This is a genomic window from Microcoleus sp. B3-D2, assembly GCF_036705345.1.
GTDB lineage: Bacteria > Cyanobacteriota > Cyanobacteriia > Cyanobacteriales > Microcoleaceae > Microcoleus.
In genome coordinates, this window is sequence record NZ_JAUBUG010000122.1 from 1 (window position 1) to 10,148 (window position 10,148).

9 protein-coding genes and 1 pseudogene are annotated in these 10,148 nt (G+C 42.6%); 4 read left to right on the forward strand and 6 right to left on the reverse strand.

The window, feature by feature from the left end; genetic code table 11:
• Window positions 1-122: 122 nt before the first annotated feature.
• Window positions 123-1,031, reverse strand: a pseudogene (locus QUB14_RS27355) (transposase); the annotation flags it as partial.
• A gap of 565 nt (window positions 1,032-1,596) precedes the next feature.
• Between QUB14_RS27355 and QUB14_RS27360 the strand changes: the two are divergent.
• The 4 genes from QUB14_RS27360 to QUB14_RS27375 all read left to right on the forward strand — a co-directional run bounded on the left by QUB14_RS27360 (window position 1,597) and on the right by QUB14_RS27375 (window position 5,796).
• The gene (locus QUB14_RS27360) at window positions 1,597-2,610 is read left to right on the forward strand and encodes a glycosyltransferase (protein WP_333221197.1); all 1,014 of its coding nucleotides are present in this window, start codon (window positions 1,597-1,599) and stop codon (window positions 2,608-2,610) included.
• A 70-nt stretch (window positions 2,611-2,680) separates the two neighbouring features.
• Window positions 2,681-3,976 carry a glycosyltransferase family 4 protein gene (locus QUB14_RS27365; protein WP_333221199.1) on the forward strand — a complete coding sequence of 432 codons (1,296 nt, stop codon included), beginning with the start codon at window positions 2,681-2,683 and terminating at the stop codon, window positions 3,974-3,976.
• 43 nt (window positions 3,977-4,019) lie between these two features.
• The gene (epsE, locus tag QUB14_RS27370; protein ID WP_333221201.1) at window positions 4,020-5,261 is read left to right on the forward strand and encodes an exopolysaccharide biosynthesis GT4 family glycosyltransferase EpsE; all 1,242 of its coding nucleotides are present in this window, start codon (window positions 4,020-4,022) and stop codon (window positions 5,259-5,261) included.
• Between the two features lie 61 nt (window positions 5,262-5,322).
• Entirely contained in the window at window positions 5,323-5,796 is a 474-nt protein-coding gene (locus QUB14_RS27375) for a hypothetical protein (protein WP_333221204.1), read from the forward strand.
• A gap of 235 nt (window positions 5,797-6,031) precedes the next feature.
• Here the strand turns inward: QUB14_RS27375 and QUB14_RS27380 are convergent, their stop codons facing one another.
• From QUB14_RS27380 to QUB14_RS27400, 5 genes are all read right to left on the reverse strand, one after another.
• On the reverse strand, window positions 6,032-6,289 hold the full coding sequence (locus tag QUB14_RS27380; protein ID WP_333221206.1) for an ISAzo13-like element transposase-related protein: 258 nt from the start codon (window positions 6,287-6,289) through the stop codon (window positions 6,032-6,034).
• Window positions 6,290-6,539: 250 nt separating this feature from the next.
• Window positions 6,540-7,486 (reverse strand): IS630 family transposase gene (locus QUB14_RS27385; protein WP_333221208.1). Its coding sequence is split into 2 segments (ribosomal slippage): window positions 6,540-7,091 and window positions 7,094-7,486, totalling 945 coding nucleotides; the frame shifts between segments, so codons are not numbered across the junction.
• A gap of 459 nt (window positions 7,487-7,945) precedes the next feature.
• Complete coding sequence (locus QUB14_RS27390; RefSeq protein WP_333221210.1) at window positions 7,946-8,461, reverse strand: serine acetyltransferase; 516 nt, start codon at window positions 8,459-8,461, stop codon at window positions 7,946-7,948.
• 188 nt (window positions 8,462-8,649) lie between these two features.
• The gene (locus QUB14_RS27395) at window positions 8,650-8,829 is read right to left on the reverse strand and encodes a hypothetical protein (protein ID WP_333221212.1); all 180 of its coding nucleotides are present in this window, start codon (window positions 8,827-8,829) and stop codon (window positions 8,650-8,652) included.
• A 41-nt stretch (window positions 8,830-8,870) separates the two neighbouring features.
• Window positions 8,871-10,046, reverse strand: a complete 1,176-nt coding sequence (locus tag QUB14_RS27400; protein WP_333221214.1) for an ISAzo13 family transposase — start codon at window positions 10,044-10,046, stop codon at window positions 8,871-8,873.
• Window positions 10,047-10,148 lie beyond the last annotated feature (102 nt).

A 10,148-nucleotide genomic window follows, 5' to 3' on the forward strand; every position in this document is an offset into this window, starting at 1 on the left:
TTGCGAGGGAGCCAACTGGTTCAATATTTCACTGTCTAGTTTGAGAGGCTGCTCTTTTTTCATAATTCTAATAATCTTCCTCCTGTATCATCTTTGTCAATACCCCCTGACCTGAATCCTTACGTAATATGTACTGTATAACCTGTCCAATTGGTATCTCTTTTTGTCCGATTGCGAGCTTCGGTATCATAGGGGGAAGTAATTAACTGCTTGTGGGGCGGTAAATTATCGGCTTCTCGCCAATAAACCTTGCCTTTGCACCACCCATATTGCTGTATCCACACACAGCGTAAAATTTCTACCGCTTTGAGCTGCCGCAACCATTCAGGACTTAACGGGTCATATAAAGCTGACAATAACAGATGACCATCACGGCCAATAGTCAATGCCAAGCTTTCTTTTTCTGTTTGAGATTTTGGTAGACGGTATTGCTCAAATCTCGTGCCATAACGTAGGGACCAATCCTGATTAACTACTGTTAATAACCATTCATCAGCAACAGTGGCTAACTGATTTAAAACATGACGTAAAGTTTCTCCAACGCATTCTAGGCGGTTCAGTTTGCGAATGGCTCCGATGACATGGGTTGAATCAGTTCTGGCTTTTTCCCTGGCTTTGAGCCCTCCCCGATCTTGAAAATGTGCTAGCATTTTATCAAGTAATTCACTTTCACGTCCCGAAGTAATTAATCGACTTCTCCCTTCACTTAAAACTGAATAATCAAAACCGCTATCAGTAATTTCTAGTCCCAAAGCATACTTCCAATCTATACGACTTCTGACCGCTTCTGCTGCTTGTCTGTCAGTCAATCCCTCGGCAAATTGCATCACACTGATTAATGCTAATTGTCCAGGTGATAACGCACTTTGACCGCAGTCGGCTCGAAACAAGGTTACAAAGTCACTATCACAGTACAACACTCCGAGTTCATCGCGCATTTTCATATATGGGTTTCCTTTGGGAAATGAGGTTGGTGCTATAGAAGCGGTCATTTCTGGAATCGATGACCAGTCGCGGAGGTGAAGAGTCATAATAAATTATTTAATATGGTGTTTCATTACACCATCATTCTGCCTATTCAGGACGGCGATGTCTGAGGGGTCAAACCCCTTAGATATTCGCCAACAGTCTCAACGAATCGCACCTACAAATAAATTGCATCAAAATCCTTGATATCTCTGAGGAAACGCTTTTCTGTAAAATCTCTAGGCCCGTCAGCGCTTCGGTAATACAGCCATTTGAGGTATCTGGGTACAGCTTCCACAAGATTCGGTCTGCGACATGATGGATCGCAATTGGGAACAACCATGCGGACTTGAGAGTCAGGGTAATTCCACTGTTCGCAGAGTGAAAAAAATGTATGGCTGACTGCCCGGTCGGTACAGTTCTTTGTTCACAAAGAACTTAAATTCAGCATTTTTGACCAAGCTCTACTCAAAATGATGGGTGTGGCTTAATAGAGCATAAGCTACAGGCAGTTTAACACCAAAAACCGCAGCTCCATAGAAGTTACCATCTAAAAATATTGTGAACTTACCTTGAGTGTCACTAAAATATTAAAATAACAGCTCAGTAGTCGAATTTAAGAGGTAAGACTTGAAACAAGTTGGATTAGTGGCGATCGGACGCAATGAAGGCTCACGGCTTCGCCAGTGCTTAAGGCAGGCGATCAGGCAAGTTGCCTGGGTCGTCTATGTCGATTCTGGCTCAACAGACGGTAGCTTAGAGTTAGCCCGCTCGATCGGAGCCAATACAGTAGAACTAGACTTATCTATACCGTTTACCGCAGCACGCGCCAGAAACGAAGGCTTTGCCCGCTTGCTGGAACTAGCGCCAGACATCGAATTTGTCCAATTTGTGGACGGTGACTGCGAAGTAGTTGATGGATGGATTGATCGGGCCTACAACGAACTCGCCGCCAAACCCGAGGTAGCAGCAGTATGCGGGCGCAGGCGCGAACGATACCCCGAAGCAAGCATCTACAACCAATTGTGCGACATCGAGTGGGATACCCCCATCGGCGAAGCCAAAGCCTGCGGTGGCGACTCCATGATGCGCGCCACCGCATTTCAGCAAGTCGAAGGTTTCAATCCCGCACTCATAGCCGGCGAAGAACCCGAACTGTGCTTGCGACTCCGCCAGAAAGGTTGGAAAATTCTTCGCTTAGAGGCAGAAATGACCCTGCACGACGCGCAAATGACCAGTTTCGCTCAGTGGTGGAAGCGGGCTCAAAGAGCGGGTCACGCCTATGCCGAAGGCTCCTGGATGCACGGAAGCGAACCAGAGCGCCATTGGGTCAAAGAAACCCGCAGCACCTGGTTTTGGGGCTTAGTCTTGCCAGCCCTAGCCTTGGCAATGACATGGCCGACAAAAGGCTGGAGCTTGTTACTATTGAGTGGCTACCCCTTAGCAACCTATCGCACCTATAACTATTATATAAAGCATCGGGCTCTCACAACTCAAGACGCAGCCATCTACGCTTTGTCATGTGTATTAGCCAAATTTCCCCAGCTACAAGGTCAAATCCAGTTTCACCAGCGCCGATTGCTGGGACAGCAGAGCAAGCTAATCGAATACAAAACAACAAACTCTATTAATTCAGCCAGCTAGAATTACTCCCCAAGCCTAGCTCCCTCATACAAGAATTCAAAATTAACTCACAAACACAGGTAGCAAACAAATGATTAAGAAAAAATTAAAAGTTTTACTAATTGTAGAGCAGTGCAATCCTGACTGGGCATCTGTACCTTTGGAGGGCTACAATTATTTTCAAGAGATTAACAATTTAGTTGATGCGACACTGGTTACCCATATTAGAAATAAACCAGCTCTTGAAAAACACCCTAAATACGAAAAAGTTTTCTACATGGAAGAAGGAAAGTTAGCTAAACAATATTATAAAATAGTCGCCAAAATTACGGCAAACGGGCGAGTAAATTGGCCTCTTTATAATGCCTTGAGCTACCCAATTTATGAAGAATTTAATCAGCAAGTCTATAAAAAATTTCAAGCAAAAATCCTCAACGGAGATTATGACATAGTTCATGCAATTACCCCTATGATGCCGCGATATCCGTTTAAGGTAGTCAGTGTGTGTCAGCAGACTCCTTTTATTCTAGGGCCTGTGAATGGGGGCATTCCCTTTCCACCAGGCTTTCAAGAAACAGCCAGACAAGAATTTGCTCAATTCAACTTTTTGAGAGCAGTTGGGCGAGCATTAATTCCAGGTTATGTAGAAACTTACAAGAAAGCAGATAAAGTATTGGCAGGTTCAACATATACTCTAAATTTGCTAAAAAAATTGTTTGCTATCCCTGATAGAAGAATAGAGCTGTTTTACGAAAATGGGATTTCCCAGGATTTTTTAATGTCTGCCAAACCAGCAAAAGAAGAAGGGTCCCAGATAAATTTACTTTTTGTGGGCAGATTAGTGCCTTACAAATGCGCCGATGTTGTCATAGAGTCTATTGGGAAATTAGCCCAGGCAATTCAAAGTAAAATACGCTTAACAATCGTAGGAGATGGCTCGGAAAGAAATAACTTGGAAAACCGAGTCAAGAATCTTAATTTAGGCGAAATAGTCAGCTTTACAGGATGGATAAATCAATCAGAAACTCTGGATTATTACAGGAAAGCAGATATTTTTTGTTTCCCTTCGATCCGAGAGTTTGGCGGCGCAGTGGTAATCGAAGCTATGGCTTGCGGACTTCCCTGCATAGTTGCCAATAACGGGGGTATTGGTGAATACGTGAATGAAGAAACTGGTTTTAAGATAGAGCCGATTTCTAGAGAGTATCTCACTCAGGAGTTGACAAGTAAAATTCAGATGTTGGTCGAAGATGATAAACTGCGGGAAATTATGTCAGCTAAGGCTATAGAAAGAGCCAGAGAATTTGCGTGGGAAAACAAAGCCATAAAAATCCTCGAGATTTACGAAAAAATGCTCGGTGAGAAAAGTGTTAGTGCATCGACATAGTAGAGCGATATTGTTGAGTTAAAAAGTAGAAAGCAGGTACGAAATGAAGGCAAAAATTGGATATTTTATTCCTCAATTTCCAGGACAAACACACATTTTTTTCTGGCGGGAGCGACAATTTCTTGCAGAACTTGGAATTGAAACAGATTTAGTATCGACTCAACCGCCCCCCAGAGCGATCGCTTCTCACGTATGGGCAGAAGAAGCTCAAAAAAATACTGTTTATCTATTTCCCTTTGCTGCGAAAGATTTTATTAACTCATTCCTAGAGGTTCTCAAAGCTGGTCCCGCTGCATGGTGGCAGTGCCTCGCAGTTATTGCCAAAGCGAGTGACACATCCTTATCTCAAAAGGTTCGGCTATTTGCATTGGTTTTTGTTGCTGGCAAACTAGCAGGGTTAGCAAGAACAAAAGGTTGGTCGCACATCCACGTTCATTCCTGTGCCAATGCCGCCAGTATAGCGATGTTCGCCTCATTACTCTCAAAAGTATCCTATAGCCTGACGCTGCACGGCCCCCTAACTGACTACGGCCCTAACCAAGAACAGAAATGGCACTTTTCTGCCTTTGCAATAGTCATTACTAAAAAGCTTTATGACGAAGTGAACAAATGCCTTGCGGGTCATCTTCCTCAAAAGGTTGAAATAGCTCCTATGGGGGTTGACCTCTCCCGTTTCCACAGAAAAACACCATATTCCGCATGGAATGGAAGTGATGCTTGCCACATTTTTAGTTGCGGACGTCTCAACAGATGTAAAGGTCATGCGGATTTGATTGCTGCGATAGATATACTCAGAAAACGAGGATTTAATGTTGAGCTGCAAATTGCTGGAGAAGACGAACAGGGTGGCAGTGGCTACCGCCTGGAGTTAGAAAAGCTGATCGAACAGCTTGGCTTGAAAAGTTGTGTTAGCCTTCTCGGTGCGGTGTCTGAAAATACCGTCAATGAGTCCCTAGAAAAAGCACAGGTATTTGCCCTTGCCAGTTGGCACGAACCTCTAGGTGTCGCGATCATGGAAGCGATGGCAATGGAGATGCCTGTAGTAGTTACAGGGTCAGGAGGAGTAAAGGAGCTTATAGATGACGGCATTGATGGGTTACTTGTAGAACCTGAAGCCCCCGAGCAATTAGCAGACGCGATCACCAATCTCCTCCAAAATCCAGAACTTGCTTTGAGCATCAGTCAGGAATCCCGGAAAAAAATCATGGCCAAATTTAGCCACGGCCGCAGTGCAGAAACTTTAGCTCAGTGCTTGGAAAAACTTGGAATAACTAACCCGTCTTAGTTATTCCAAAGAATAAATTTCATCTCAGAGTGCATCAATCCAGGGGGACCCAAAACAAGTTATGCGACTTTTAATTGTTGCTCAGAAGGCCTCAACTAAATTCGGCGGCGAGTCATTGCTGCCGATCAACTACTTCAGGATACTTCGATCGCGCCAAATAGAGACCTGGTTAGTGGTGCATGCGCGCACCCAAGCAGAACTCACAGGGCTGTTTCCAGAAGACCGCGATCGAATGCACTTTGTAGCCGACACTTGGCTGCACCGGCTGCTTAACAATTGCGGGCGATTTATCCCTGCAAGAGTGAATGAATTTACTTTTGGGCTGCTCAGTCACCTGTACACCCAAGTCTTACAGCGTCGCATTGTCCGGCGGCTGGTGAGCGAACACCAGATTGACATTGTGTACGAGCCAACACCAGTCTCGGCCAAATTTCCTTCGTTGATGTTCGGATTGGGTGGGCCGATAGTGATGGGGCCCCTGAACGCAAATATTAAATTTCCGGCGTTGCTGATTCACGGGATGAATCACCTTTGATCGGAATTTACAAAACTCACCCTCCGAGGGTTTATAGCAATTGCGAAATCTTTAATTCATACCTGTATCCAGCAACGCCAAATTTCCTACCGCGTTTCGCTCGCGCCAAAATTCCTTAGTTCATATTTTAGTAGCATTCGGTTACCAGTTTGTTGATTTATTCAACCGCTTGTTACCAGGTAAAATCAAAGCGGGAACGGTGTTAGGAATGAAAATTTAATAACTTTAGCGTCTGCTAAATAGTCGGAACAGCACGATAATTCCATTTTGGTAGATATTCATCAAAAATAATTTTCATTTTTTCTTTAAATCCCTTAGCTACTTTTCGACCAGTTTCATAAATTTTATCGCTCACATTTACTACCACAGAAAGCCCGGTTTTATAGTAACCGCCAAGGCGGTTAAGCCCTAGACTGGAAGTATCCCTTAATCTTGCTCCGGCTGTGCCGGAGCGAAACCCATGCCAAAACCCTACAGTTACGACCTCCGTCAAAAAGTGATCCAAGCAATCAAGCTTGATGGCCTGGGGGGGTGACAACCCCGTTAGAAGCTAGACAAGGTAAGGCGTTGACCCACTTGTGGTAAAAAAAGATAAGTAGGTAGGCGGTAAAAAACCAATCTATGTAACAAAACATTAAGTTACCTAATTGGAGTTAAACTTAAGACGTTGTGTAGTGTAATTCCCCCTTTGTCCTCTAACTTCTACTCCATGAATTACGGCGTAGGCGAGTTCTAACTCATCATCAAACAAATGTCGCAGCCACTTCATCTTTTTTAATGTGTTGCCACTCCAATTCAATGGGGTTCATTTCCGAACAATACTTGGGCAAAAAGAAGATATATAAACCTTGATTTTCCCAATGCGGCCAAAATTGTTGGACTTCTTTGCATCGGTGTATTGGGCCGTTGTCTTGTACGATTACTCTCCGTCGTCCCATCTCAGCAGCTTCCTGGGCTTCTCGTTCCATCATTTTGATATAAGCTTTTCGATCAACACCCCCAATGACTAAACCGTAAACAAAACTGATTCCCTGTTGAAGAAGTCCGACAATACTTAGTCTGCGACCACGCCGTTTCGTTTGTTCCAACCGTTTTTGCTCACCTATTTGGTAATAAGTATAACCAGGTTCACTCCACGCACAAAATCCTGATTCATCTAAATATTTTAAGTCAATTCCTCCCGCCGCTGCCTCTAATTGCAACATATCTAAGTCGGATTGCTTCGTTTCTTGTACTATGGGGTCTTGTTTTCCTTTATGACTTTTTCTAAGCGAATTTCCAAATAAACCTTTTTTTTTAGTATCCGTCTTAATCGGTCGGCACTTAGTTTAACAGAACGTTCTTTTTCTAATTTCTGGACTAATTGAAGACTGTTATATGTACGTGGTTCGTTTTTGAGGCATTCTTTTAAAAACTCTATATCTGACTCTTTCCACTTGGGTTTTGCCCCTCGACCAGGCGATTCCCAAAGCCCTTCCATGCCTAGATGCGACCATTTATGTAAAACCTCTCTCACTGTTTGTGGAGTCCAGTTAAAATGAGCAGCTATTTTTTCAACGTACCAGCCCTGTGCATTTAATCTAATTACTTCTGCTCTATCTTTGACTTTTTGTGGAACATCCGCAATTCTCAGTTCTAATAGAGTTTTGTCTTGTTGTTGAGTCAGGAATACCCTTAATCTAGCGCCCATATATTGAGTTACCTCAGTAGATGTATTCTCTTTCTTTACTTATTTTAACATACTTCGTTTTTTTTGCGCCGACCTACTTATGTGGCCGAGGCATGATTATAAAGCGGTAACTAATTTATCAATTTTAAGTACGATCGCCCTCAATATTTATAGATTATTAGGCTTTCGATCGGTAAAAGCCGGACAACGATGGTTGTGTTCCAGCTTATCCAATCTGATACTTATCTTCGCTTGAACTTGATATTTAACCTGTTGGCGAACACTATAATTTAAAGCATTCGATAGCCAAAACCGTTGATCAGCAAGGCAAACGGTTAATTTTAATGTTAAATAATATCGAGAAATTAGCGATCGCAAAAATACGGGCGATTGCCTCATATACTGATGTCCCATTCTCTAATTTTAGCGCAGCTAAAATTAGAGAATGAAACCGCCCTGCCCCTGAACGGTTACTATTTTTCAGACTTCCTGTGTTTTTTTTTCGATTATTTTTGCCGGTATTCCTACTGCGGTTGCACCTGGTGGCACGTCACAAATCACCACAGCATTGGCACCAATCAAAGCATGATCGCCGATCGTTACGGAGCGAATAATTTTCGCTCCTGCACCAATATCGACGTGACCGCCGATTTTGACATCAGCAACAATTGTCACCTGTTGAAGAATCAGACAGTTAGGGCCAATGGATGCACTTGGGTGAATCACAATGCCATTAGGATGAGGCAACAGCAGTCCTCCTTGTATTTGGCAGTTTAAAGGGATGTCTGTTGCAGTTACAACGGTCCAGAATCGATACTGAATGATGTTCAAACGGCATAAGAAATAGCCCAAAATCCCACCCTGCTGCTGCCACTTTTGATAGTTGCGGATAGATTTGAGCAGTTGGCGACTAGGCTCCCACCACTTGCCAGCTTGTTCGCGGCTCCAGTCTGCTTCTGTAGCAGAAACCATTGGCTTAGTGATTGACTCAACCATTATTTGTGCAATTTTTTGATGATGTAGACAATTGTGCCTATTTGTGCAGTTTACCTTAAGATGACTCTCTAACCTCCGTATGGAGAGTGCTTGAACCTCCACACAGTTAACTTGCTTGAGAGAACAGAGAAAGTTGACCCTAAGATCTCTGTTTGTTTTAATTGAATTTTCAATCTAAAATTATAGCGTTATTGGTTAAAAGTTTGTTGTGGCCAAGCCGCCGATCGCGCCGCAGTTGAAGTTGGTGTATTGCCGTAGAAGTGCGACCGTCGCAACTCTACGAGCTGGGCTTCGATTGCGGCGTCGAAGCCGCCCTCGCGATTGTTAATTAAATCGGCCCAGGGCAGGCTTTGAGTTTGGGCTTGCATTTTTTCCCTAAGGAATTAAAAGTTAATAACTTTAGCGTCTGCTAAATAGTCGGAACAGCACGATAATTCCATTTTGGTAGATATTCATCAAAAATAATTTTCATTTTTTCTTTAAATCCCTTAGCTACTTTTCGACCAGTTTCATAAATTTTATCGCTCACATTTACTACCACAGAAAGCCCGGTTTTAGTATGAGTTTTTGCCATGAGTTTTTTCACTAACTCAAGACTGGTAAAAATTACTCCTTGACAGGCTCTGGTTACGTGAGGAAACAAACGATGTTCAATCGGATTATACTTCGATGTATAGGGGGGATAGTGTGCGATTCTAATTTCTATCCCTAGCTCGTCAACTAATTTTTGTAAATCCGATTTAAAGATATGATGATTGGAATTCTTACTGCCACCACCATCGCATTTTATCAAAATTGAATCGGCTTGAGGGTAGATAAATTTTCCGTAATTAACCCACCATAATTTAATCGATTTACAAGCAAATTCACTCGTGTCTTTACTGATTCCCAGGTTTAAATATCCTCGGTTATGTTGCAGATCATAAATTCCATGAGGTACTACTTTTCCTTCAGCCAAACTCCAAAAATCATGGTCAAATGTCGTAATAGCTTCCGTAGTATATAGACTTCCTGCTCGATAGAGATTTCCACTAAATTCCTTCTTTTTCGTGTCCATACTAACAATCGAATTTCCCTGTAACTCATACTCGGTGGTAATTCTGGCAAGATTTTCAAATTGTTCATTACGATTCTTGGTTACTCCGGTTGTTTGTTTTTTTTGAGCTTGGCGTTTCACATATCCATGTTTTTTTAACAGTTTTTGAACAACTGTTGTACTGACTATTATTTCCTGAGGCTTCAGACCTTCAACTATTTGTTGCTGGGTAAGATTTGTCCATTTAATTTTTTCCGACATTGGCTCTCCGGCTGTGTGGTTTTTTAAGACTTCTAAAAAATGCTCATTTAAATCAGGTATCTCAGACTCCCTAGTTTTTCTTCCTCCTCCACGTCGGCGAATTCTCTGTTGATTACAAGTAGTGTCGGATTCACTTTTTAACTCCTTAATTCCCTTGGCTATTGTATTCCTGTCTACTCCCAAAACTCGGGCTATGTAAATAATTCCACCATGTCCAAGTTTTACGGCTTCTATCGCTGCATATTTTCTTTGGTCTTTTTCAGATAAAGACTGATGATGTTTTCGCATTAAATCAGTAATTTCGTCTGAGTAGTAAGCTGTTCGACATCTAAACTGCATTAACCAAGTTACCTTTATTTTTTATTTTTCGGTTCCATTTCATAATTAGGG

What these genes read in the sequence shown, in the direction of transcription:
- QUB14_RS27390 (WP_333221210.1), bottom strand. Translation starts at nt 8,461, where the DNA reads ATGGTTGAGTCAATCACTAAGCCAATGGTTTCTGCTACAGAAGCAGAC.
- QUB14_RS27375 (WP_333221204.1), top strand. Translation starts at nt 5,323, where the DNA reads ATGCGACTTTTAATTGTTGCTCAGAAGGCCTCAACTAAATTCGGCGGC.
- epsE (WP_333221201.1), top strand. Translation starts at nt 4,020, where the DNA reads ATGAAGGCAAAAATTGGATATTTTATTCCTCAATTTCCAGGACAAACA.
- QUB14_RS27400 (WP_333221214.1), bottom strand. Translation starts at nt 10,046, where the DNA reads ATGCGAAAACATCATCAGTCTTTATCTGAAAAAGACCAAAGAAAATAT.
- QUB14_RS27395 (WP_333221212.1), bottom strand. Translation starts at nt 8,829, where the DNA reads ATGCAAGCCCAAACTCAAAGCCTGCCCTGGGCCGATTTAATTAACAAT.
- QUB14_RS27365 (WP_333221199.1), top strand. Translation starts at nt 2,681, where the DNA reads ATGATTAAGAAAAAATTAAAAGTTTTACTAATTGTAGAGCAGTGCAAT.